The sequence below is a fragment of the Nonomuraea sp. NPDC003707 genome, from assembly GCF_053587055.1.
Map to the genome: position 1 here is coordinate 43581 of NZ_JBSFNK010000019.1, position 23896 is coordinate 67476.

22 protein-coding genes are annotated in these 23896 nt (G+C 71.2%); 10 read left to right on the forward strand and 12 right to left on the reverse strand.

Annotated features, from left to right (window positions below; all coding sequences use genetic code 11):
- Window position 1: 1 nt before the first annotated feature.
- Genes ACWDRB_RS38825 through ACWDRB_RS38835 form a run of 3 tightly spaced genes read left to right on the forward strand, consistent with a single transcriptional unit; the run spans window position 2 to window position 2897 of the window.
- A complete protein-coding gene (locus ACWDRB_RS38825) occupies window positions 2-958 on the forward strand; it encodes an N-acetylglucosamine kinase (RefSeq protein WP_449902378.1) in 957 nt (318 codons plus the stop codon).
- The gene (locus ACWDRB_RS38830; RefSeq protein ID WP_449902381.1) at window positions 955-2160 is read left to right on the forward strand and encodes a hypothetical protein; all 1206 of its coding nucleotides are present in this window, start codon (window positions 955-957) and stop codon (window positions 2158-2160) included. The genes ACWDRB_RS38825 and ACWDRB_RS38830 overlap by 4 nt, the downstream gene beginning before the upstream one ends.
- Window positions 2160-2897, forward strand: a complete 738-nt coding sequence (locus tag ACWDRB_RS38835) for a sugar isomerase domain-containing protein (protein WP_449902383.1) — start codon at window positions 2160-2162, stop codon at window positions 2895-2897. Before ACWDRB_RS38830 ends, ACWDRB_RS38835 begins: the two co-directional genes overlap by 1 nt.
- Here ACWDRB_RS38835 and ACWDRB_RS38840 read toward each other — a convergent pair.
- From ACWDRB_RS38840 to ACWDRB_RS38865, 6 genes are read right to left on the reverse strand one after another with little or no spacing between them, the layout of a single operon-like run.
- Window positions 2894-4237, reverse strand: a complete 1344-nt coding sequence (locus tag ACWDRB_RS38840) for a GTP cyclohydrolase IIa (RefSeq protein WP_449902385.1) — start codon at window positions 4235-4237, stop codon at window positions 2894-2896. The genes ACWDRB_RS38835 and ACWDRB_RS38840 overlap by 4 nt on opposite strands.
- On the reverse strand, window positions 4216-5022 hold the full coding sequence (locus tag ACWDRB_RS38845) for an amidohydrolase family protein (RefSeq protein WP_355202866.1): 807 nt from the start codon (window positions 5020-5022) through the stop codon (window positions 4216-4218). Before ACWDRB_RS38845 ends, ACWDRB_RS38840 begins: the two co-directional genes overlap by 22 nt.
- On the reverse strand, window positions 5019-5756 hold the full coding sequence (locus tag ACWDRB_RS38850) for an amidohydrolase family protein (RefSeq protein ID WP_363977134.1): 738 nt from the start codon (window positions 5754-5756) through the stop codon (window positions 5019-5021). The genes ACWDRB_RS38845 and ACWDRB_RS38850 overlap by 4 nt, the downstream gene beginning before the upstream one ends.
- Window positions 5740-7332, reverse strand: a complete 1593-nt coding sequence (locus ACWDRB_RS38855; RefSeq protein WP_449902389.1) for a heparinase II/III family protein — start codon at window positions 7330-7332, stop codon at window positions 5740-5742. The genes ACWDRB_RS38850 and ACWDRB_RS38855 overlap by 17 nt, the downstream gene beginning before the upstream one ends.
- On the reverse strand, window positions 7332-8330 hold the full coding sequence (locus ACWDRB_RS38860; protein WP_449902392.1) for a Gfo/Idh/MocA family protein: 999 nt from the start codon (window positions 8328-8330) through the stop codon (window positions 7332-7334). Before ACWDRB_RS38860 ends, ACWDRB_RS38855 begins: the two co-directional genes overlap by 1 nt.
- Window positions 8314-9609, reverse strand: a complete 1296-nt coding sequence (locus ACWDRB_RS38865) for an ABC transporter substrate-binding protein (protein ID WP_364253960.1) — start codon at window positions 9607-9609, stop codon at window positions 8314-8316. Before ACWDRB_RS38865 ends, ACWDRB_RS38860 begins: the two co-directional genes overlap by 17 nt.
- Before the next feature lie 200 nt (window positions 9610-9809).
- Between ACWDRB_RS38865 and ACWDRB_RS38870 the strand changes: the two genes are divergently transcribed.
- The 3 genes from ACWDRB_RS38870 to ACWDRB_RS38880 are packed head-to-tail and all read left to right on the forward strand — an operon-like array spanning window position 9810 to window position 13077.
- Complete coding sequence (locus tag ACWDRB_RS38870) at window positions 9810-10697, forward strand: carbohydrate ABC transporter permease (RefSeq protein WP_350732609.1); 888 nt, start codon at window positions 9810-9812, stop codon at window positions 10695-10697.
- Window positions 10694-11527, forward strand: a complete 834-nt coding sequence (locus ACWDRB_RS38875; RefSeq protein WP_449902395.1) for a carbohydrate ABC transporter permease — start codon at window positions 10694-10696, stop codon at window positions 11525-11527. Before ACWDRB_RS38870 ends, ACWDRB_RS38875 begins: the two co-directional genes overlap by 4 nt.
- A 26-nt stretch (window positions 11528-11553) precedes the next feature.
- Window positions 11554-13077, forward strand: coding sequence for a hypothetical protein (locus tag ACWDRB_RS38880; protein WP_449902397.1), 1524 nt, complete (start codon window positions 11554-11556; stop codon window positions 13075-13077).
- Between the two features lie 11 nt (window positions 13078-13088).
- Here the strand turns inward: ACWDRB_RS38880 and hisC are convergent, their stop codons facing one another.
- The 4 genes from hisC to fbaA all read right to left on the reverse strand — a co-directional run bounded on the left by hisC (window position 13089) and on the right by fbaA (window position 17096).
- Window positions 13089-14147 carry a histidinol-phosphate transaminase gene (gene hisC, locus ACWDRB_RS38885; protein WP_449902400.1) on the reverse strand — a complete coding sequence of 353 codons (1059 nt, stop codon included), beginning with the start codon at window positions 14145-14147 and terminating at the stop codon, window positions 13089-13091.
- A 90-nt stretch (window positions 14148-14237) separates the two neighbouring features.
- Window positions 14238-15521 (reverse strand): adenylosuccinate synthase, encoded by a 1284-nt coding sequence (locus tag ACWDRB_RS38890; protein WP_355202845.1) that lies wholly within the window; start codon window positions 15519-15521, stop codon window positions 14238-14240.
- A 107-nt stretch (window positions 15522-15628) separates the two neighbouring features.
- A complete protein-coding gene (locus ACWDRB_RS38895; protein ID WP_449902402.1) occupies window positions 15629-16039 on the reverse strand; it encodes a DUF3151 domain-containing protein in 411 nt (136 codons plus the stop codon).
- A gap of 34 nt (window positions 16040-16073) precedes the next feature.
- Window positions 16074-17096, reverse strand: a complete 1023-nt coding sequence (fbaA, locus tag ACWDRB_RS38900; protein ID WP_364253943.1) for a class II fructose-bisphosphate aldolase — start codon at window positions 17094-17096, stop codon at window positions 16074-16076.
- Between the two features lie 108 nt (window positions 17097-17204).
- Here fbaA and ACWDRB_RS38905 point away from each other — a divergent pair, with 108 nt between their 5' ends.
- Window positions 17205-17912, forward strand: coding sequence for a DedA family protein (locus ACWDRB_RS38905; RefSeq protein ID WP_350732620.1), 708 nt, complete (start codon window positions 17205-17207; stop codon window positions 17910-17912).
- Between the two features lie 62 nt (window positions 17913-17974).
- Complete coding sequence (locus tag ACWDRB_RS38910; protein WP_364253940.1) at window positions 17975-18385, forward strand: hypothetical protein; 411 nt, start codon at window positions 17975-17977, stop codon at window positions 18383-18385.
- Window positions 18386-18405: 20 nt separating this feature from the next.
- Here ACWDRB_RS38910 and pyrE read toward each other — a convergent pair whose 3' ends face one another.
- Window positions 18406-18939, reverse strand: coding sequence for an orotate phosphoribosyltransferase (gene pyrE / locus ACWDRB_RS38915; RefSeq protein WP_350732624.1), 534 nt, complete (start codon window positions 18937-18939; stop codon window positions 18406-18408).
- 143 nt (window positions 18940-19082) lie between these two features.
- Between pyrE and ACWDRB_RS38920 the strand changes: the two genes are divergently transcribed.
- A complete protein-coding gene (locus tag ACWDRB_RS38920) occupies window positions 19083-21443 on the forward strand; it encodes a sigma-70 family RNA polymerase sigma factor (RefSeq protein WP_449902406.1) in 2361 nt (786 codons plus the stop codon).
- A 187-nt stretch (window positions 21444-21630) separates the two neighbouring features.
- Window positions 21631-22827, forward strand: coding sequence for an NYN domain-containing protein (locus tag ACWDRB_RS38925; RefSeq protein ID WP_449902409.1), 1197 nt, complete (start codon window positions 21631-21633; stop codon window positions 22825-22827).
- A gap of 438 nt (window positions 22828-23265) precedes the next feature.
- Here ACWDRB_RS38925 and ACWDRB_RS38930 read toward each other — a convergent pair whose 3' ends face one another.
- Complete coding sequence (locus tag ACWDRB_RS38930) at window positions 23266-23895, reverse strand: response regulator (protein ID WP_449902411.1); 630 nt, start codon at window positions 23893-23895, stop codon at window positions 23266-23268.
- Window position 23896 lies beyond the last annotated feature (1 nt).

Genomic DNA, 23896 nt, shown 5'->3' on the forward strand with positions numbered 1-23896 from the left:
CATGGACCTGGCGATCGACGGCGGGCAGACGGGCCTGCGGATCGGCCTGGCCGAGTCGGGGCGGATCCGGGAGATCCTCGAGCTGCCCGGCCTGTCGTACGCGGAGGGCTCCCCGGCCGAGGCCGTGCTGGAGCGGATCGGGACGGGATGGGGGCCACTCGGCACCGTCTGCCTCGGCCTGACCACCATCCTGGACGACCCCGGCAAGCTGGCCGCCCGGCTGCTCTCCATGGCCCGCCGCGTGCTGATCACGACCGACGTGGTCACCTCGCACGCGGGGGCGTTCGCGGGCGGCGACGGCGTGGTGCTGGCCGCGGGCACCGGAGCGATCGCCCTGGGCGTGGGTGACGGCATCCGGCAGGTGGACGGCTGGGGCTACCTCTACGGCGACGCGGGCAGCGGCTTCTGGATCGGCCGCCGCGGCCTCGACGCCGCCTTCCGGGGCTTCGACGGGCGCGCGGAGCCCGGCCCGCTCACCGAGCGCGCCCAGGCCGTGTTCGGCGATCTGGCCGGCCTGCCCGAGCGCCTCTACCTGGCCCCCGACGCGGTGGCGCGGATCGCGCGCTTCGCCGTCCACGTCCTGGAGCTGGCAGGAGACTCGGGCCACGTCCTGGAGCCGGCAGGAGACTCGGGCCGCGTCCTGGAGCCGGCGGAAGACCGCAGCCGCCCAGATCCCACGGCCCGCGCCATCGCCGAGGAGGCGGCCCGCGAGCTGGCGGGCACGGTGGCGGCGGCGGCCCGCTGCCTCGCGAAGGAGGCGGCGGTGCCCGTCGCGTGGACCGGCCGCCTGCTGCGCGACCCCGGACTCCGCGCCGGGTTCGAGGCGGAGCTGGCCCGGCTGCTCCCTCAAGCGACCCTCCGGCCTCCCACGGGCGACAGCCTCGCGGGCGCCGCCCTGCTGGCCGCCTCCACGGGGCCGAGCCGCTACGAGACGATGATCAGAACGGCGGAACGATGAGAGTGGGACACGGCACCGCCGAGCTGCCCGTGCCGGACGGCACGCCGATGGGCGGTTACATCGACCGGCCGGGGCCGTCCACGGGCCTGGCGGACCCGCTGTCGGTCAGCGCGGTGACCTGGTCGGACGGCGGGAGACGGTTCGCGCTGGCGATCGCCGACGTCATCTGCGTCAACGAGGACCTCGCCGCGCGGGTCAGGCAGGCGGCCGGGTGCGAGCTGTGGCTGGCGGCGAGCCACACCCACGCGGGGCCCGAGACCGGCTGCGTACCGGGCGGCGGGCCGACGCCCGAGCCGTGGCTCGGCCGGCTCACCGAGGCGGTCCGCACGGCCGTGCGGCGGGCGATCGAGGCGGAGCGGCCGTGCGAGGGCATGGCGTACCGCGGCGAGTTGCACGGGGTCGGCGCCGACCGGAGCAGGCCGGGGGCGCCGGCGGTGGTGCCGCTCGACCTGATCGCCGTGCGCGACGGCGGGCTCGCCGGGGTGCTGGCGGTGCTTCCCGTGCACCCCACCGTGCTGCCCGCGGCCAACCGCCTGGTCAGCGCCGACCTGGTCGGAGCCGTACGCGCGAGCCTGCGGCGGCGGCTCGGCGAGGACGTCTGGGTGGCGGTCGCCACCGGCGCGGCCGGCGACATCAGCACCCGCCACACCCGGCGCGGCCAGGACGCGGCGGAGCTGCGACGCCTGGGCGAGCTCGTCGCGGACCGCTGCGCCGAGCTGCTGGCGGGTCCGGGCACCCCGCTCTGGCGGGCCGGACCCACCGGCATCTCCTGGGCCACGCGACGGCTGACGCTCGAACCCGCCGCCACGACGGCCGACGAGGCGGCCCTCCTCGCCGGGTACGAGCAGGCCGCGGCGTCGGGTGACCCGGTCGCCACCCGCCTGGCCCGCAGCAGGCTCGAAGGGCTGCGGGCGCGCACCGCACCCCCCGTCCGGACCGGCGTGGACGTGAACGTCGCCCGCCTCGGCGGGCTCTCCCTCGCCGGGCTGCCCGGCGAGCCGTTCCTGGCCGTCGCCGAGCGCGTCGCCGACCGGCCAGGTGAGCCGACCGTGGTCCTGGGCTACGTCAACGGCTATCCCGGATACCTGCCGACGGCCGCCGCCTACCGGCGTGCCGAGTACGAGGTCCTGGCCAGCCAGGTGGCCCCAGGCAGCGCCGAACTCATCGCCGAGACCGCACGAAACCTGCTGGAGGATCTGTGATGGACCAGAGCTCGTACGCGCTGATCGCCGGATCGGCCGTGGACCGGCTGCTCACCGCCGAACGCGACGCGATCCGACAAGCAGGCGCGCTGGTCTACGCCTCGTTGCGCGCGGGCGGGGTGCTCCAGGCGTTCGGCACCGGCCATTCGAGGTCCGTCGCGCTGGAGCTCACTGGCCGGGCGGGCGGCCTGGTGCCGGTCAACCAGCTCGGCATCCGCGACCTCGCCTACTACGGCGACGCCTCGCCGCGCGACCTCCTCGACCCGAAGATCGAGCGTGCGCCCGGCCTCGCCGCACGCGTCTGGGAGCTGGCCGACATCCGGCCCGACGACGTCTTCGTGATCATCTCGAACTCCGGCGGCAACGCGGCGATCGTCGAGATGGCCCAGCTCGCCGTCCGGCACGGGCACCCCGTGATCGCCATCACCTCTCGCGCGCACACCGCCGCGGTGGCCGTCGAGGAGCGGCTGGCCGACCTGGCCCAGGTGGTCATCGACAACGGGGCGCCGTACGGCGACGCCACGCTGCCGCTGCCGGGCGGCGGCAGCGCCTGCGGCGTCTCGACCCTCACCGGCGTGCTGATCGCGCAGCTCCTGGTCGCCGAGGTCGTCGGCCGCTTCCTCGCGGCCGGCGAGCCGCCGCCCGTCTTCAAGTCGGCCAACACCCCGGGCGGCGACGCGCACAACGCCCTGCTGCTGGACAGGTACGGCCCGCGCGTGCGCCTCGGCGACGCCTAACTCCGCACGAGCCGGTACGGCTGCCGTGGCCGGCCCGCCTGGGTGCCCTTGACCGGAGGCATGGGCCAGGCCAGGCCCTCCTCCGCGAGGCTCTGCAGCACCCGGCGGGCGCTGCGCGGGGAGATCGACAGCACCTCCGCGACGATCTCGGCGTCGACCACCATCGAGTCGCCGTCGTGCAGGCCCTCCACCAGGCGTTCGAGCAGCTTGGCCGCCTTGGTGGCGACGATCGGCTCGCTGTCCTGCCGCTTGCGCCGGCGTACCGGCAGGGACAGCACGGTGCCGTCGCCCCCGACCAGGTACGCGGCGGTCGCCCCCGCGTTGCGGGCCTTCTCGACGGCCGCCATCGCGTTGGCGTCGGCGTCGCGGGCCGTGCTGCCGAGCCCGACGCCGACCTCGACGTCGACCCCCACGTCGGAGCGGATCCGGTCCATGAACGGCGCCATCCTGAACCCCTCGGTGGCCTGGCCGAGCGCGCCCACGGTGGCGGTGACGACGTAGCCGTTCTCGTCGCGGGGCGCCACGGTGGCGCCCATCAGCCGCGCGTCGGCGAGCAGCGAGCGGTGCAGCGACAGCTTCAGCTCCTGCTGCCAGTAGTTGCCCGGCCCGGAGTAGCTGGGCTTGGCGGAGGCGGCGAGCTCGACGACCACGATGGCGATCTGCGCGTCCTCCAGCCTGCTGCCGGTGCCGAGCAGGGCGGCGGTGTTGAGCGCGAGGCGCAACGTGTGGGAGGTCGGCAGCAGGCGCAGCACGGGCACGCCGGCGGCGCTCAGCTTGTTGGCGACGCTCCTTATCGTGGTGAGCGCCGCGGTGGTCTCGCCCTGGCGGTAGAGCTCCTCGTGGAAGGCGCCGAAGCCGCGCGCCGACTCCGGCCGGTCGTACTCGGAAAGGTGCACGCCGGCCGTGCTCACGCCGATCTCACCGTACGCCTCGTCCACGTCGGCGGCGGGCAGCGAGTCGATGCTCACCCTGGCCGGGTCGATCCCGTGGGTGAGCACCCCGCGCAGCAGGCTGGCGTACAGGCTGGCCCCGCTCATCGGCACGAACGTGGCGGGGACGGTCAGCTCGCCCGCCTGCCTGGCCAGGTCGTGCTGGAGTGGCCCGGTGAACAGCACCACGTCGATGCTGTCGGCGATCCGCGAGAACTTGTCGTAGGTCTCCTGCTCCTCGGCATGAGGCGCGCCGAGCAGTCGCCAGTCGGCCGCGGCCGGCAGGCCGGCGCCGATCATCATGATCTGTTCGACGAGATCGTGCGGTCCCACGACTCCGATCGTCACCCTGGGCCGCGACTCCGAACGCAGCCGGTCCATGATCTTGATCACCCCAGTCCGGATCTCCACTGCAGCAAGCGGGTCATCGTCGCACCGAGCACCGCGGCCTGGTCCCCCTCTGCGAGGCCACTGAAGATTACCCTCCCCAGCGAGATCCGAAGATCGATGAAGGGGAAGTCGGACCCGTAGACGACCCGGCCGGCACCGAGTTCCCGCACCATCCTGGCGATGTCGGGCCCGGTGTTGAAGGACCCGCACACCTCCAGGATGACCCCTGGGCGCCGGTGCGCCACCTCGATGGCCCGTTCGATGCCCAGCGGGGTCGCGCCCGCGTGTCCCGCGATGATCACCACGTCGGGGTGCTCCGACGCGACGGCGTCCACCGCGGCCAGGTCGTTGTAGGGGGAGCCGTCGTAGGTGTGGGTGAGCACCGGGCAGCCGGTACGCTGCGCGAACTCCCACACGCCGGCGTAGCGCCTGCCGGTGAGCGGGTAGTCGTGCAGGTCGGGGTGGAGCTTGATGCCGCCGAAGCGCGGATCCGCGCTCCACCTGGCCAGCTCGCCGTCGGGGTCCTGCCAGGGGTTGATCGTCAGGTATCCGGTGAAGCGGTCCGGCGCGCGCTCCACCGCCTCGGCGGTCGCGGCGTTCCCGGCCGCCGCGTCGAGCTGGATCGCCAGGTGGCTGGAGATGACGGCGTGCGCCACGCCGCACCTGTCCATCACCCGGGCCATCGCGTCAGGAGACGCCTCGGGGATGAAGAACAGGCTATAGGGGCCGGCGTGCGCGTGCGCGTCGACGATCCGGACGCTGGTCTGCGGGCGGCGCTGCCACAGCGCCGAGGTGATCGCGTTCACATCGCCCCCACGGGCAGCAGTTCCAGCAGGGTGCCGGCGCCGATGGCGGCCACGGCCGCGTCGTCGAGCTCCGCCCACAGCAGCCGGGTGACCGCCTCGGCGGGGTCCCTGAGCGGCGCCCCCGTGCCGAAGACGAGGCGGCGCTCGCCGTACCGCTCGACGAGCCATTCGAGGCCGCAGTGCGAGGACAGGTTGGCCAGCCCCAGGTAGACGTTGCCGGTGCGGGAGAGCACCCCGGCCGCCTGCCTGAGCTGGCGGTAGCCGATCGCGCCGACCACGACCCGCAGCTTCGGGTGCGCGGCGGCGACGGACTCGACTGCGGCCCAGCCGGTCTGGGCCGCGTCCACGAGCAGCGGCAGCCCGGCCTCCGCGACGGCGGCGAGCATGGCCGCGCAGTCGCGGCCGGCGAGGTCGTAGCCGTGGTCGGCGGGGTAGGCGCGGACGGCGCACACCCCGCCTTCCAGCGCCCCGGTCACGAACTCGTCCGGCGTGCCGGTCTCGCCGCAGGTGCCGGGCAGCATCACCCAGCAGGGGCGCAGCCTGGAATGGTCGGCGACCAGGCCGAGCAGCTCCCTGTTGCCCGTCGCGGGGTCGTGCAGCCACGACAGGGTGTGGCTGACCACGGCCTCCGCGATGCCGAAGCGGTCCATCCTGTCCAGCGCCTCCGTGATCGAGCCCGTGCCCACGTCCCTGCGGGGATAGCGGCCGAGCATCGCGTCAGCGTCGATCAGCATGAACCGTCCAATCTTCGGGGACACAGGGGGGTTGGTCGCGGTAGGGGAAGATGCCGACGGTGAACCTGCCGTCGGCGCGGCGCAGGCCGAGCGAGTGGATCTCGCCGTACTCGGCGGTCCTGGTGGCGGGGTCCGGGATCCTGGCCGGGCCCGTCCCGTACACCACCTCGTCGGGCGGTTCCAGCGGCACCACCAGGATCCCCGGGCCACGGGTGCCCGCGAACCCGCCGTCGCGCTCGACCCACGGTGACAGGCCGTGGATCTGCCAGATCGCCTCCGCGTCGATCCGGTCCGTGACGATCCAGTACGGGTTGTCGCCCTTGACGAAGACGATCTCCCGGTCGTGCCGCGCGCTGTAGCCGTGGTGGTGCCCCGCGAAGACGTCGGCCCGCGCGGAGACGGAGAACAGATCACAGGCGGCGCGGCGGTCCTCGGTGTAGCCCTCGCCCGGGACGAGCAGCGTGTTGTGCGCCCTGGTCGCCTGGTACCAGTCGTAGTAGCCGGGATCGTCGTAGGACGGCGGGCCGCCCCCTTCCCAGGCCAGCGGCACGCCCCAGCCCGACAGCACGAAGTCGAGCGCCGCGTGGTGGCTGTGCGGTTCGAGCTCGTGCCCGACATAGGGGCCGTAGTTGACGACGGTGTGGAAGTCGCCGTGGCGGAAGGTGGCGTAGCCGCTGGCCTCCAGGTTGTGCGAGCCCTCGGCCGGCCCGACGTTCTGCGGCCAGATCAGGCCGCTGTCCTGCAGATGGGGCACCCAGCCGCCGGACGTCGTCAGGACGCTCAGCCAGTGGTACATGGCCTGGCGGCGCGGGTGCCGCGCGAGCGCGGGCTCGACGGCCACGGCCCGTTCGAGGTTGTCCAGGCACATGAGGTGGTAGCTGGGCGAGCGCTCGTGGTGGCCGCCGTCGGCGCGCACGTCCTGTTCGAGGTGCTCCAGGATGCGGGCCATGGCGACCTCGGCCCACTGCTCCGCCTCGGGGAGGTCCGCGAACACCCTGGCCGTGTGCAGCAGCTCGCACGCGTTGACGAACTGCCAGTTGCCGTGGCGGAACTCGTCGTGCTCCTCGGCCGACCACCTGGCGCCGCCGATGACCGTCTTCATCATCCGCAGCCAGCACCCGTCGCTCAGCGCGGGCTCGTCCGCGAAGACGGCCAGCGCCTCGGTGACGTACATGGCGCGGGCGCGGACGCCGAGCGAGTACCAGACCACGTCGAGCCCCGGCCAGTCGCCCTCCACCCGGTCGCGGTCGTCGTACCACTGGCGGAACAGGCGGTCCCACTCGGCCGCGTAGCGGGGGTCCCCGGTCCCGGCGTAGGCCGTGATCAGCGGGGACATCCAGCGCAGGTAGTGGAAGCCGTACAGCAGCGAGCGGCCGTGGCCCTTGTCCAGGAAGTCGACCTCGATCCCGAGCAGGGCGTCCGCGCCCTCCGCGCCGAGGGCCGCCGGGACCGGCCGCCGCCGGCGCCAGGCCCTGGCCTCGGCGACGCCGCCCGCCCCGAGCGTTTCCAGCAGCGCCTCGTCGGCGATGTGCCGCATGCGCGTGGGATGCACGTGCGGCGCCTTCTCGACGAACATCACAGCTTCACCGGCCGGCCGGTGCGGGCGGACTCGTGCGCGGCGGCGAGCACGGCGGTGACGTGCCGCGAGCTCTCCACGCTGACCAGCGGCTCGGCGCCGGTACGGGCGCAGTCCACGAAGTGGTGGATCGCGTCGCGGTAGGCGCCCGCAGGGATGCCGTGCACGACCCGCTGGAGCATGTTGCGCGGGTAGGAGTAGGACTTCTCGGTGGCGAGCTGGATGTTCTCCTTCTGCCGGTCGAGCTGGATGACGCCCGACTCGCCGGCCACGGTGATGTAGCTGTCGACCATGGTCGGGAAGGTGTTCGGGTAGATCCAGGCCGACTCGAACGTGGCCACGGCGCCCCGGCTGAAACGGGCCTGGATCTGCATCGCGTCAGGGGTGTCGATGCCCATCCCGCGCAGCTTGCCGTGGCGGGCGGTGGCGAAGACCTCCACGACGTGGTCGTCGTAGAGCCAGGTGACCAGGTCGATGTCGTGGCTCGACAGGAACCAGGCGCAGGTCGTCCGATCGGCCCAGCCGATCATCTCGGTGGGCACGTGGATCGTGTCGTCCTTGCGGGCGTAGCCCACGACCGGCTCGCCGATCAGCTCCATCTGCTGCTTGGCCTGCGCGTACGCGGGCACCCAGCGGTGGTTGAACAGGCACATCGCGGTGACGCCCGCCTGCCGGATCGCGGCCACGGAGCGGTCGGCGTCCTCGACCGTGGTCGTGAACGGCTTCTCGACCAGGATGTGCAGCCCTGCCTCCGCGGCCGCCACCATCACGTCCGCGTGCAGGTGGTCGGGGGTGGTGATCGACACGGCGTCGACGGTGCCGGAGTCGATCAGCTCCCGGTAGCCCGGGTAGACGGCCGCCTGCGGGGCGGCGTCGAGAGGACGGCGCGCCATGGCGGTGACCTCGGCGTCCGGGTGGGCGGACAGGACCTCGGCGTGGCCGCGGCCCATGATCCCGGCGCCGACGATCCCGACTCTGAGCTTAGGCAAGTGCGTCATTCCATTGCTTCTCTGCGGCGTCGAGCGCCTCCTTGGCGCTCTTGGATCCCTGGAGGAAGGCCCTGATCTCCTCGGACAGCGACTCTCCGAGCTCGGCGTCCTTGGCCGTGCCCAGCGGGACGTACTCCAGCTTCGGCAGGCCCTTGACGATCACCCGGCGGGCGACGTCCATCGGGGAGTCGCCGGTGATGTCCGAGAAGAAGGCGTCCTTGGTGGAGGAGATCGTCGAGGGGTAGATCGGCACCAGCTTGCAGAACGCGAGCTGGTTGGCGCCGTTGGTGAAGAACTTGACGAACTCGGCCGCCGCCCGCTGGTGCTTGGACGCCTTGGGGATGGCCACGGTCTGCTGGGCGAGCAGCAGGTATCCGCCGGTCCCGGTCTGGACGGGCTCGGTGACGAGCAGGTCCTTGTAGACGTCGGGGGCGTTCTTCTCGACGTTGACCAGCGTCGCCGCGGACGCGCTCGCCGCCATCGCGATCTGGCCGTTCTCCAGGGTCTGCGGGTAGTTCCGGACGTCCTTGGAGATCGATCCCGGCGCGATGCCGTGCTTGTCGTAGCTCGCCTTGAACGTGTCCAGCAGCTTGGCGACCTCGGGCGTGTTGAACGTCGCCTTCTTCTTGTCGGCGCTCAGCAGCTCGATGCCGTAGTAGCGCAGCACCGAGGCGGCGTTGACGCCGGGGATGTCGTTGCTGCCGTAGACCTTGGTCTCGGCATAGACCTTGTCGGCCAGGGCGAGGGCCTCGGCGTAGGACTTGGGCGGGGCCTTCTCGTCGAAGCCCGCCTTGCCGACGACGGACTTGCGGTAGATGCCCACGGGAGTGCCGCCGTTGTACCAGGGCACGGCGTACAGCTTGCCCGCCACGCGCAGCGAGTCGACCAGGTTCGGCTGGAAGTCGGCGAGGTCGGCGGGCTTGAGCAGCTCGTCGAGAGGGGCCAGCGACGGGGTGAACCGGCCGAGGTCGGACGAGGCGATGTTGACCGCGTCGGGGACGTCGCCGCTGGCGACCGCGGCGAGCAGCTTGGTCGCGATGTCCTGTCCGGGCACGTCGACCCACTTGACGGTGACCTTGGGGTGCTCCTTCTGGTACTGGGCGATCAGCCCGTCGATGTAGGAGCCGAAGTTCTTCTTCAGGTTGATCGTCCAGAACTCGACCTCCCCCTCGAACGGCTGGTCGTCCGCCTGCCCCCCCGACGTGCTGCCCGACGTTCCGGCCACGCAGCCGGACGACATGAGAGCCAGCGCGAGCGCGCCTGCCCCCAACGCTCTTCTCCTCGACATCGGGGGACCTCCTGAGAATTATGGCCGTCCTTAATAATTCTTTCGGCACAATGACACTCCAGCGCCCGAGTCGTCAAGGGTCCCTGCTCAGATCGGCCCTTGACGGTCGAGATCGGCCATCTATAGTCTGCGTCCAAATTCTGGCCAACTCTTATCGAGGCTTTGGGCGTCACTATTAAAGACCGAAGGATGTGAGGCCGGTGGCCGCCAGCCGGATCCCAGGGCAGCGCTGGTACACGCCGTACCTCTTCCCCTTACCGGCCCTGGTGCTGTTCGGGGTGTTCTTCGCCTGGCCGGCCGTCACCGCCGTCCAGCTCTCCTTCACCGACTACGACGGCGTCAGCCCGCCCGTCTTCACCGGGTTGGACAACTTCGTCAAGATCCTCGGGGACGCCAGGTTCTGGACCGCCCTGCGCAACTCGCTGGTGTTCCTTGTGGGCCTGTTCCCGCTGCTCGTCGTGCTCCCGCTGCCGCTGGCCGTGCTGGTGAACCAGAAGCTGCCCGGCATCAGGACGTTCCGGATGCTCTACTACCTGCCGGTCGTGACCTCGATGGTCGCGGTCGCGGTGGCCTGGAACTACGTCTTCCACCAGCAGGGCGTGGTCAACTGGCTGCTCACCGGCCTGGGCATCCTGGACGAGCCCATCCAGTACCTCCTCGACCCCGTCTGGGCGCTGCCCGCGCTGATCCTGGTCGAGGGCTGGAAGAACATGGGCGTCTACATGATGGTCTACCTCGCGGGCCTCCAGACGATCCCGTCGGAGCTCTACGAGGCCGCCAAGATAGACGGCGCCAACGGCTGGCACCGGATGCGGCGCATCACCGTCCCGCTGATGGTCCCCTACATCGCGGTCACCGTCACGATGGCCATGCTCGACGCGATGCAGGCGTTCACGACCGTCTTCGTGATGACCAAGGGCGGCCCGCAGGACGCCACCCTGATGCTCGGCTACTACATCTGGGCCGAGGCGTTCGAGAAGTACGACATGGGCTACGCCAGCGCCGTCGGCCTCGTCCTGTGGGTCCTGCTGATCGTGATGGCCCTGCTCAACTATCGGCTCACCAGCGGAAGGAAGGACGAGCGGTGACTCGGAGGCTCGGCTGGTGGGTGCGCCGCGCGGGCATGTACGTGCTGCTCACCGCGATCGCCCTGGCGTTCGTCGGCCCCTTTCTCATCCTGCTGTCGGCGGCGTTGAAACCGGCCGGCCAGGCCGTCTTCTCCTTCCCGCCGGACATCATCCCCCGGCCCCCGGTGCTCACCTGGGCCAAGGAGGCGTGGACGGCCATCCCGTTCCCGCGCTACCTGCTCAACTCCGCGTTCCTGGTGGCCGTGATGGTGCCGCTCTACATCCTGGTGTCGGCTCTGTGCGCGTACCCGCTGGCGCAGATGGTCTTCCGCGGCCGGAGCCTGATCTTCTTCGCGATCCTCGCCACCATGTTCCTGCCCGGCGAGGTGATGCTGCTGCCGAGGTTCCTGGTGGTCTCCCAGATCGGGATGGCCGACGGCTACCTGGGCGTGATCCTGCCCGGCCTGCTGTCGGCGTTCGGGATCTTCCTGCTCCGGCAGACCTTCGCCGGGGTGCCACGCGAGGTGGTGGACGCCGCCAGGACCGACGGCTGCCACGAACTGCGCATCTTCTGGCACGTCATGCTGCCGGCCGCCCGCCCCACCCTGGCGATCCTCGGCGTCTTCGGCTTCATCTCGGTCTGGAACAGCTTCATCTGGCCGATGGTCGTGCTGAAGGACTCCTCCCTGTATCCCATCTCCCTGGGGATCGCCTACCTGGCCGGAATCACCGGCACCGACATCCGCAGCCTGGCGGCGGGCACGATCATCTCGATCCTGCCCGTGGTCGTCTTCTTCATGATCATGCAACGACACGTCCTCGAAGGCATGCGCGGCGCGGTCAAGAGCTGACGCCGCCCGTTGTGAAAGGGTCATCCATGCTTACTCGCCGCCAATTCGGCGTGGGCGCGCTCTCCCTCGGCGCCCTGGCAGCACTGCCCGGCACGGCCCGCGCCGCGGCAGGCTACGACTACACCACGCGTGAGACGTTCGACCTGTTCGACAAGGTGTTCCACGAGAGCGGCAACGCCGGCCAGCCCACCGACACCAACGAGGCGGGCGGTCTCGGCTGGGGCGCCTCCTACGTGATGGCCGCCTACATCAGGATGTACGAGGCCTACCACGACACCACCTACCTGGACCGGCTCATCCACAACGCCGACCTCGTGCTGGGCAACCGCGACTCCGAGCGCGGCGTCACCGACTACCGCGGCCTGTCGTTGCCCGCCTGGCGCAGCCTCGTCTACAGCGCGGGCGGCGTGAGCCTGCTCGACGCGTCGGGGCAGCCGCTCCTGGAGGTGCGCAGCGCGCTCGTCAACGTCAACGACGCGGTGGCGACCGTACGGGCGGGCACCTCGGACGGCAGGTTCACCCTGGAGGTGAACAACCCTGTCAAGAGCAAGGTGTCCACCTTCACCGACCTGAGTATGGACCCCGCCAGCCCCGACTACGCGGTGAAGCGGATCCTCGACGCCTACCCGTCGCCGACCATGGTGACGGCCAAGGACCTGCGTCCCTCGCCGGCGGGGGCGACGATGCCGGCGCTCGGGACGTTCAAGCTGGCCGCCGCGCCGGTGATCTTCTCGGTGCACACCGGCATGATCACCTACCCGCTCGCGTCGTTCGTCCGGATCGTCCGCCGGGACCCGCGCCTCCTGCGCAACGCCCGCTACCGGGCCAAGGCCGCCGAATACCTCAAGGCGTGCCGGGACGCCGCTGCCGCGCACGACCCCGAATGGGTGGCGGGCGGCTACTACATCTGGCCGAAGGGCATGCCCGTCCCCTACGACGGCGTCGAACAGCCGATCAACCAGAGCGTCGCCCTCGGCCAGACGTACGCGGAGCTGGCGGCGGCGACCCGCGACCCGTTCTTCCGCGACCGCACCCGCCGGCTCGCCGCCACGTTCGCCCGCGACCTCAAGACCAACGACAAGGACGCCTACTACTGGCCGTACTGGCCCAGCTTCGGCAAGCTCTACAGCGGCTACACCAAGGCGGACGGCGTCTCCGAGTGGACCCCGTCCTTCGGCACGCCGCCCAAGGGCGGGCAGCAGATCGAGGACCTCAGCCACGGCGGCATCGACGTCGAGTTCGCCGCCGCCGCGCACCGGTTCGGCCTCGCCTTCACCGACGCCGACATGGGCCGCTTCGCCCGCAGCTACACCAAGAACATGGCCACCACCGACAACGGCGTGGCGACGACGTTCCTGCGGGTGGACGGCACCGGCGGCCTGGCCGCCGCCGGGCAGTACCTCCAGGCGCCGCGCTACATGCCGGTGGCCCAGTGGGACCCGGCCCTGTTCACGCACGCGCTGGCGGTCTACGCCGACCACGCCGTCCAGTCGCAGTACGGCTCCACGCTGCTGTCGGTCGCCTACCTCAACTGGCAGCCCCGCCGCTGATCAGCCGCTGATCAGCCGCGGAAGGCCGCGGCGGCGGTGAGGAACGCGTCGTTCGCCTCGGGGGAGCCGATGGACACCCGCGCTCCCTCCCCGGCGAACGGCCGCACCGCCACGCCCTCCACGGCGCAGGCGGCCGCGAATTCGAGGGTGCGCTCACCGAGCCTGAGCCAGACGAAGTTGGCCTCGGTGGGCGGCACCGTCCAGCCCTGGGCGATGAGCGCCTCGCGGACCCTCGTACGCTCCTTGACCACGTGCTCGACCCGCTCCAGCAGCTCGTCCTCGGCCTTGAGCGAGGCGATGGCCGCCACCTGGGCGAGGTGGTTGACCGCGAACGGGATGATCGTCTTGCGGATCGCCGTCGCCACGGGCTCGTGCGCGACCAGGTAGCCGACCCGCAGGCCCGCCAGCCCGTACGCCTTGGAGAACGTGCGCAGCACGCAGACGTTCGGCCGGTCGCGGTAGAGGGTGAGGCCGTCGGGGACGTCCTCGTCGCGCACGTACTCCCGGTAGGCCTCGTCCAGCACCACCAGCACGTGCTCGGGCACCTGGTCCAGGAACGCCTCCAGCGCGCTCCGGCGGATCGAGGTGCCGGTCGGGTTGTTCGGGTTGCACACGAACACCATGCGCGTGCGCTCGTTGATCGCCTCCGCCATGGCGTCCAGGTCGTGGTCCTCCCCGGCCAGCGGCACCATGACCGACTTCACCCCGGCGAGGTCGGCCAGCAGCGGGTACGCCTCGAACGACCGCCACGCGTAGACGACCTCGACCCCGGGCTCCCCGATCGACTCGAACAGCTGCTGCGCCACCGTGACGGACCCCGCGCCGAGCGCGATGTTGTCGGCCGGCACCCCGAACCGCTCCGCGATGGCCTCCGTCAGCCCGACGGCGCCGGGGTCGGGGTAGCGGTTGATCTGCCGCGCCCCCTCGGCGATCGCCTCGACCACGGACGGCAGCGGGTCGTACGGGGATTCGTTGGAGGACAGCTTGAACGACCGGCCGTCGGGGGTCGCTACGACCTTGCCCGGCTTGTAGGCGGCCATGGTGTCCAGGATGTGGCGGAAACGAGGCATACCCCAACCATATGAGGCCAGGCAGGCCGAGGCACCACCTGGCCTCGCGGTGTGCCGGGGTCCGGTCCCGCCGGACCCCGGCGCCTGCTCTCAGACGAGCGAGCGCACCACCACGGTCTGGTCGCGGCCGGGGCCCACGCCGATGGCCGAGACCGGGGCGCCGCTCATCTCCTCCAGCGCCCGCACGTACGCCTGCGCGTTCGGCGGCAGATCGTCGAAGTCCTTCGCGCTCGTGATGTCCTCCTGCCACCCCGGCAGCTCTTCGTAGATCGGCACGGCGTGGTGGAAGTCCGTCTGCGTCATCGGGATCTCGTCGTGCCGCACCCCGTCCACGTCGTACGCCACGCACACCGGGATCCGCTCCAGCCCCGACAGCACGTCCAGCTTGGTGAGGAAGTAGTCGGTGATGCCGTTGATCCGGGTCGCGTAGCGGGCGATGACCGCGTCGAACCAGCCGCAGCGGCGGTTGCGGCCCGTGGTGACGCCGTACTCCCCGCCCGTCTGGCGCAGCCACTCGCCGACCTCGTCGGTGAGCTCGGTCGGGAAGGGGCCGGAGCCGACCCGGGTCGTGTACGCCTTGAGGATGCCGATGATCTTGGTGAGGCGGTTCGGCGGGATCCCGGCCCCGGCGCAGGCGCCCCCGGAGGTCGGCGAGGAGGACGTGACGAAGGGGTAGGTGCCGTGGTCGATGTCCAGCAGCGTGCCCTGACCGCCCTCCAGCAGCACGAACTTGCCCTCGTCCAGCGCCTTGGAGAGCACCAGCGAGGTGTCGGCGATGTGCGGCTTGAGGCGCTCGGCGTAGGCGAGGTACTCGTCCAGGACCGCCGTGGGGTCGATGCCGCGGCGGTTGTAGACCTTGGTGAGCACCTGGTTCTTCTCGCCCAGGGCGACCTCGATCTTCTTGGCCAGGATGCCGGGGTCGAGCAGGTCCTGGACGCGCACGCCCATGCGGGCGATCTTGTCGCCGTACGCGGGCCCGATGCCGCGGCCCGTGGTGCCGATCCTGGCCTTGCCGAGGTAGCGCTCGGTGACCTTGTCGAGGGCCTTGTGGTGCGGCATGATCAGGTGCGCGTTCGAGGAGATCAGCAGGCGCTCGGCGGAGATGCCGCGCGCGGCGAGCCCGTCGATCTCGCTCAGCAGCACGCCGGGGTCGATGACCACGCCGTTGCCGATCACGGGGACCACGTCGGGCGACAGGATTCCCGTCGGTAGAAGGTGCAGCGCGTATTTCTGGTCCCCGATGACCACGGTGTGTCCCGCGTTGTTGCCACCCTGATAGCGGACGACGTAGTCGACGTCGCCACCGAGCAGGTCGGTGGCCTTGCCCTTGCCCTCATCGCCCCACTGGGCGCCTACGAGAACGGCAGCCGGCATGGTTCAGTCTCCCGTGCACAAAACGAAAACCCCTGGCGCAAGCGCGACAGGGGCTCTTGCGTAGAGAGACTACCCGAACGTGCCTATTCGTCCCAAGACAACGAGGGCTAACCCTTGGCGAGCGCCTCGTAGCCCGTCTCGGCGCTGTCCCTGAGGAACTGTGCGCATCGCTCGGCCTCGTCCTTCTCGCCGATCGCCTGGGCGGCCCTGGACAGGGCGTACAGGCAGCGCAGGAAGCCCCGGTTGGGCTCGTGCTCCCAGGGGATGGGCCCGTGTCCCTTCCAGCCGCTGCGGCGGAGCGCGTCGAGCCCGCGGTGGTAGCCCGTGCGGGCGAAGGCGTAGGAAGTGACGGCGTGCCCCTGCGCGAAGTACTCTTCCGCGAGCGTTGCCCAGGCCGCCGGGTAAGCGGGGAAACGGGCGGCCACGTCCGCGGCCTTGGCTCCGGAGTCGAGCGCCTCCCTGGCCTCGGGCAGATCCGGCAGTTGAGTCGGGGGCGGCCCGGCGAGAAGGTTATCCATAGGACAAGTCATACCCGCCGGGCCATGAAACTGGCTAGGAGATCTTCGTCCCAGCGCTCTTGAGGTTCTCGCACGCCTCCACGACGCGCTTGGCCATGCCGGCCTCGGCGCTCTTGCCGTAGGAACGGGGGTCGTACGTCTTCTTGTTGCCCACGTCGCCGTCCACCTTGAGCACGCCGTCGTAGTTGCGGAACATGTGGTCCGCGATCGGCCTGGTGAAGGCGTACTGGGTGTCGGTGTCGATGTTCATCTTGACGACGCCGTACGAGATCGCCTCGTGGATCTCCTCCTGCGACGAGCCGGAGCCGCCGTGGAAGACCAGGTCGAACGGCTTGTCCTTGCCGTACTTGGCCGCGACCGCCTCCTGGATGTCCTTCAGCACGCCCGGGCGCAGCTTGACGTGGCCCGGCTTGTAGACGCCGTGGACGTTGCCGAACGTGGCGGCCAGCAGGTAGCGGCCCTTCTCGCCGATCCCGACGGCCTCTGCGGTGGCCAGCGCGTCCTCGGGAGTCGTGTAGAGCTTCTCGTTGATCTCCCCGACGACGCCGTCCTCCTCACCGCCGACGACCCCGATCTCCATCTCCATGATGATCCGCGCCCTGGCGGACTTCTCCAGGAGCTCCTTGGCGATCTCCAGGTTCTCCTCCAGCGGCACGGCGGAGCCGTCCCACATGTGGGACTGGAAGAGCGGGTCGAGGCCCTTGGCGACCCGTTCCAGGGAGATGTCGAGCAGCGGCCTCATGAAGCCGTCGAGCTTGTCCTTCGGGCAGTGGTCGGTGTGCAGCGCCACCGTCACGGGATACTTGGCGGCCACCACCCGCGCGTATTCGGCCAGCGCCGTGGCCCCCGTGACCATGTCCTTGACGGTCGCGCCGGACAGGAACTCGGCGCCGCCCGTGGAGACCTGGACGATGCCGTCGCTCTCGGCCTCGGCGAAGCCCCGCAGAGCGGCGTTCAGCGTCTGCGATGAGGTCACGTTGATCGCCGGGTAGGCGAATCCGCCGGCCTTCGCCCGGTCGAGCATCTCAGCGTAGACCTCTGGAGTCGCAATAGGCATGATTCATCTCCCTGAGAAGTAACGGCTTCGCGCAGGCCCAGTATCCCGACTCACTACCCCGTGTGGTAGACACAACGCGTTTGTCGCCTCTACAGGTAGGCTCTCGGCGTGGACTGGCTCTGGAATCTCCTCGACCCGACGTGGTGGCTGACCGTGTTGGGGGCTTTCGCGACGATCGGCGTTCTCGCCATCATCTTCGCCGAAACGGGCTTGCTGCTCGGGTTCTTCCTCCCCGGCGACTCGCTGCTGGTGGCCGCGGGGATTTTCAGCTCGGCCTCGGTGGCGCAGGGAATGGGCATCGAGCCGCTCTCCTTTCCCGTCCTCTTGATCGGCACGCCTCTGTGCGCCATTGCGGGCGCCCAACTCGGGCATTTCCTGGGGGCCAGGTTCGGCCGCAGGCTCTTCGAGAAACCTGATTCGCGCTTGTTCAAGAGGGAGCACGTCGTCAGGGCCGAGGAGTTCTTCCAGAAGTTCGGTCCGGCCAGGGCGGTGATTCTGGCCAGGTTCGTGCCGATCGTGCGCACGTTCATGAATCCCGTCGCGGGCGTGCTGGAGATGCCCGCCAAGCGTTTCTTCCTGTGGAACGTCGTCGGCGGCGTCGTCTGGGTCGAGGGCCTGCTCCTGCTCGGCCACTTCCTCGGCAGCAAGGTCGACCCCAAGCAGATCGACAAGTACATCCTGCCGGGCGTCTTCGTCATCGTGTTCATCTCGCTGATCCCGATCATCGTCGAGGTGATCAAGAAGCGCAGGGAGCACAAGAGCCTTCCTGAGCCCAACGGCAAACACCACCGCGTGCCGACCGACACCCAGTTCTGAGCCGAAAACCGGGGGTTACCCGGGGTACGCTGCCCCCTGTGGGACGCCACAGGTCAGATCCGATGGGCGTCGCCCGTATGGCGCTCGCCGTCCTCGCCGCGGGCGCCGTGGTGACGCTGCTGGTCATCGGCGGCCGCGCGCTGTTCGGCTCGTTCGGCGCGACGCCGCCCGAACGCGAGCGCGCGTCGGCCGTCACGCCCGGCCCCGCCGCGGAGACCACCGCGCGGGTGCCGACCGTGCACATCGAGTGCCTGGTCGATGCCTGCCCCATCGTCACCGTACGCGTGCCGGGCGGCGACGTGCTGCAGTATCGCGAGATGAGCAGGGGCGAGGAGGTCAGCTACTACGAGCCGGAGCTCGACGTCGTGCTCAGCGACGCGGGCACCGTCCGCGTCACCGAGAACGGCAAGCCGCGCGAGCAGGGGAAGGCCGGCGCCCGGGAGGCGTTCACCGTCAAGTCGTCCGGCGGCTGACGCTCGGCGGCTCCGGAGTTTCAGAGCCCGAGGTCGCCGAGGGTGAAGACCGAGCGGTACTCCAGTCCCTCACCGGTGATGCGCTCGCGCGCGCCCCGGTCGACGATCGTGGCCACGGCCACCACCTCGGCCCCCGCCTCGCGTAGCGCCTCCACGGCCGTCAGCGGCGAGGAGCCCGTCGTGGAGGTGTCCTCGACGGCCAGCACGCGCCGTCCCTTCACCTCGGGCCCCTCGATCCGGCGCTGCATGCCGTGCTGCTTCTGCGCCTTGCGCACCACGAACGCGTCGAGCGTGCGCCCGCGCGCCGCCGCCGCGTGCAGCATCGCGCCCGCGACCGGGTCGGCCCCCAGCGTGAGCCCGCCCACCGCGTCGAACTCCAGGTCGGCCGTCAGGTCGAGCATCACCCGGCCGACGAGCGGCGCGGCCACACCGTCGAGGGTGATGCGGCGCAGGTCGAGGTAGAAGTCGGCCTCCATGCCGGAGGAGAGGATGACCTTGCCGTGGACGACGGCCTTGCTCTTGATCTCGGCCAGCAGGTTGTCGCGATCCGTCATGCGCCCAAGCTTATGGCTCCGGCCGGAGGGCCCGTCGCGGCGCCCTCGAAACCTCTCGAAGGTAAAGGCGCGGGTGCGGTTTAGTCCCGGCGGGGAGTGCGGAATGAATGCGCGAGGCAACCCCGTGTAATCGTGAGGTCACTATGGGTGGCGGAACTCCGCAAAGCGACGCAGAGCTTCTCCAGGCGGTCAGAGAGGGCAACGCCGCCGCCTACGGGCAGCTCTACGAGCGCCACGCCGCCGCCGCCCGCGCGCTGGCCAGGCAGCTCGTCCGGCGCTCCGAGGTCGAGGACGTGGTCGCGGAGTCGTTCACGAAGATCCTCGACCTGGTCGGCAGGGGCGGCGGGCCCGAGTCCGGCTTCCGCACCTATCTGCTGACGGTGGTGCGGCGCACGGTCTACGACCGCTCCAGGATCGAGAGCCGTCAGGTGGCCACGGGCGAGATCGAGGAGTACGACCCGGGGGTGCCGTTCGTCGATCCGGCGCTCGTGGAGCTGGAGAAGTCGCTGATCGCCAAGGCGTTCCTGTCGCTGCCCGAGCGGTGGCGGGCGGTGCTCTGGCACATCGAGGTCGAACGGTGCAAACCGGCCCAGGTGGCGCCGCTGCTGGGTCTGTCGCCCAACGGCGTGGCGGCGCTCGCGTACCGGGCGAGGGAGGGGCTGCGGCAGGCGTACCTGCAGATGCACCTGGGCTCGCCGCCGAAGCACGACTGCCGGCCCGTCCTGGGCAAGATGGGCGCGTACGTCCGCGACGGGTTGACCAGGCGCGACGCCAAGGTGGTCGACGAGCATGTGGGCGCCTGCGAGGAGTGCAACGGGGTCCTGCTGGAGCTGACCGACGTCAACCGCGGGCTGCGCGTCATGGTCGGTCCGCTGGTCGCGGGGCCGATCTTCGGCGGGTATGCGACGACGCTGGCGAAGTCGGCCGCGGGCGGCGGCGCGGGCGGGCTGCTGCGGGCGTTCCGCCGGCTGTGGCGGGGGCCCAGGCAGCAGCTGGCCGCGATGGCCGGCAGCATGGCCGTCACCGTGGCCGTGGCGGCCGGGCTGCTGCTGGTCACCGACGAGAAGCCGATCGCGAGGCCCACCGCCGCCGTGCCGGTCGCGGGGCCGCCGCCGTTCGCCGGCGAGCCCATGCCGGTGCCGGTGCCCGTGCCGTTGCAGAGCGAGGAGCCCACGCGGGTGCGGCCGCCGGCCAGGAGCCCGGGCAAGAACCCTGTCGCGAGCGGGGAGCCGGGCAAGGCGCGGCTGCGTGCCACCGTCGAGGCGCTGGGCTCGCTCGTACGCGCCCGGCCCGGCATCGTCGGCCTGCGCCTGCGCAACTATGGCGAGGCGCCCAGCGAGGAGCTGACGGCGTTCGTGGATCTGCCCTCCGGCGTGACGCTCGTCCCGCCCGCGCGGCGCGACGACCGCGACACCGTGGGCACCGTGGACGGGTGGGCGTGCCGCCCCTCCGGGCACGACGCGCGGTGCGCCAGGGCGCCGCTGGCGGCGGGGCGGGGCACGGCGCTGTTCCTGCGGGTACGGGTGGCGGCGGAGGCGCCGGAGGGCGCGGGCCCGGCCGTCCGGATCGACTCGGGCCCGCTGCACGTCACGGCGCAGGCCGAGGACGGCGTACGGACGACCGGGGCGCCCGCCAGGTTCGCCACCGACGGGAAGGTGGCCGTCAGGGCGATCGGCAACTCGCTGCTGACCTGCCCCGAGACGGCGGACGGCTGCGCGGAGGCCCGGAAGCGCCGGCGCGGCCAGCGCGACAACGACCTCTGGCCGATGACCGCGCTCGACCAGGACGGCAGCTCCGGCACCGGCGCGTCCAGCGGGGCCGCGCTGAGCCTGCCCAAGGGGAGCAAGGTCGTGTGGGCCGGCCTCTACTGGTCCGCGAGCGCGACGACGGCCGGGCCCATCAAGGTCAGACCGCCGGGGCGGCGCCAGTACACGCTGGTCAAACCCGACGACGTGGCGCTCCGCGAGCTGCCGTCAGGGGCCGTCTACCAGGCGTACGCCGACGTCAGCGAGCTGGTCTCCGCCTCCGACCGCAACGGCACGTGGTGGGCGGCCGACATGCCCATGGAAGAAGGGGTGTCCCGGCATGCCGGATGGAGCCTGGTGCTGATCGTCACGGATCCCGCGGAGCCGTACAGCCAGGCCATGGTGCTCGACGCGGCCACCGTGGTCGGCGGGTCGGCAGGACGGGTGCGCATCCCGCTCGGCGGGCTGAGCCCGGCCGCCTCGCCCGCCAGGGTCGAGCTGGTGACGTGGGAGGGCGACGCCGACCTCAAGGGTGACAAGGTCTCGCTCGGGTCCGGCGCGCTCGCCCCCGAGGGCGGCGATCGGGACGCGTCGAACGTCTTCGACGAGTCCTCGACCGGCGCGGCGGAGATGACGTTCGGCGTCGACGTCGACACGGTCGGGGCCGAACTCGGGGTGGATCCGGGGCTGACGATCGCGACGGACAAGGATGTCGTGCTGTTCGGGGTGGCCGCGTTGAGCGTCCGAGCGCGATCATGACTGTGAACGGGACAAACTGGTACGGTCTGCCTGAATGCTCCGGGGTGGCAGCGGGTCGATGCCGAATCGTCGGGATTAACCCTCGCGCGATCACCAGCTTTCATTACCCTGAGAGAGGGCCGCCGAGTCCGGTCTCTGACGGTGCAGAGCCAGCCAGGACGGACCACCAGGAAAGGGGCGGTGCTAAGTGGATCGCTGTGCGCTGTTCGTGGACGCCGGCTATCTGCTGGCAGATGGCGCGATGGCCGTGCACGGCACGCGTCATCGTGAAGCGGTTGCCTGGGACTACCCGGGGCTGCTCCAGCTGATGACCAGCCTGTCGCGCGAGCGCACCGGCCTGCCGCTGCTGAGGTGCTACTGGTACGAGGCGACGGTCGAAGGCCGTCGCACGCCGGAGCACGACGCGCTGGCCGACATACCGGGCCTCAAGCTCAGGCTGTCGCGCATCCGGCCGGGCCGGCGCGAAGGCGTCGACGCCCAGGTCCACCGCGACCTCATGACGCTCGCCCGCAACAACGCCATCTGCGACGCGGTGGTCGTGAGCGGGGACGAGGACCTGGCCCAGGTCGTGTGCGACGCGCAGGACCTCGGCATCAGGGTCAGCGTGATCCACATCGCGGCCGACGGCGGCTGGGCCGTGTCGCGGTCGCTGCGCCAGGAATGCGACGACCTGGTCGAGCTGGGCGCCGTCCACCTGCGCCCTTACGTCAGCCTCGTCGCGGGCATCGCGGAGTCGTCCAACGGGCACCAGCCGATCAGCAACGGGCAGGCCGCCCATTCGCTGCCGCCCGCCCAGCCGGCCCTGCCCCCGTCGCTGCCCCCGCTGCCGCCGTCCAGCGGCAGCCACGCCGCCGGCTCCTCCACGCCGTCCTCGTCCAACGGGTCCTCGTCCGGGCGCGGGCAGTCGTCCACGCCGCCCGTGCTGCCGACGTACGCCAGCTACCAGCCCGAGCAGCCGCCGGTCACACCCGTGCCGCCGGCCGCTCCGGCGACCGGGCCCATCCAGTCGCAGTCGCCCAGCACCGGACAGTTCGCCAGCCCGTCGTCCAGCGGCGCCTACCAGCCGGCCCAGCTGGGGCCGTACACGGGGCCGCAGCCCGCGCCCGTCACCCCGCCGTCCGCGGCCACCGCCGGCGCCACCACGCTGGCGGACGCGGTCAAGTCCGCCCACCGGGAGGGGCACGACTTCGGCGAGTCCGTGGCGCGCGACGCGCCCGCGCTGTGGCTGGAGGCGGTGCTGGCGCGCAAGCCGCGAATGCCTTCGGACCTGGAGGCGCGGCTGCTGCAGGGGTCTTCCCTGCCGATCGACTTCCTGCTGCATGACGAGGTACGGCACGCGCTGAGACGCGGCTTCTGGGACGCCTTGGAACGCGCCCGTCACTGACTCACCCCCAGCCGATCCCGCCCCGCCGGTCACTTCCCCACCTCATCGGCCGGCCCCGCCGTTATCGCCGTGTCGCCTCGTCGGCCGGCCCCGTCGTTATCGCCTTGTCACTTCGTCGGCCGGCCCCGTCGCTCCAGCCTTGTCGCCTCGTTCACCACGCGACCCTCCGGCCAGGAGCTCCTCGGCCGCCCCACCCCTCACTACAGGAATCCCGGTTACGGCGCTTCCCGTTACGCGCCCCTCCGGACTCCTGGCCGAGCGGTCGCTCCCACCCACCGACGTCTCGCCGACGCGGCGCTTGGGAGGCGGCGGTTACGTGGTGGTGCCTGCGCTCGAGTTGCCGCACGTCGTCGGTGCGACGCGCCGACCACCGTCGCGCCCGGCAGCCATGCCCCCGCCTCCATGCCCCGCCGTCATGCCCGGCGGGGCGGGGCGGGGTCAGGAGAGGGCGTCGAAGCCGGCGCGGAGGTGGTTGAGGCGGTCCGTGAGGTCGGACAGGGGGACGGTGAGGGCCGGGTCCTGGGCCTTGCGGGCCAGCTCCCGAACCCGGGCCAGCTCGTCCTCCACCGCCGTCAGCCGTCGCGACAGCTCGGGCAGCACCGAGGCGTGGTCGCCGACCCCCGGCGGGAGTTCGCCGCTCACGCGGTCGCGGAGCAGGGACGCCTGCTCGGCCAGCCGCTTGTTCATGTTGTACAGCTCCGAGAACACCGACACCTTCGCCCGCAGGACCCAGGGGTCGAACGGCTTGGTCAGGTAGTCGACCGCCCCGGCCGCGTAGCCGCGGAAGGCGTAGTCGGGCGCGCTGTCCACCACGGTCAGGAAGATGATCGGGATGTTCCTGGTCCGCTCCCGCCGCTTGATGTGGGCGGCCGTCTCGAAGCCGTCCATGCCGGGCATGCGCACGTCCAGCAGGATCAAGGCGAACTCGGTGTTGAGCAGCGCTTTGAGGGCCTCCTCGCCCGACCTGGCGCGCACCGGCACCAGGTCGAGGGAGCTGAGGATGGCTTCGAGGGCGATCAGGTTCTCCTCGCGATCGTCAACGAGGAGAATCTTGGCGCGATCTGGCATC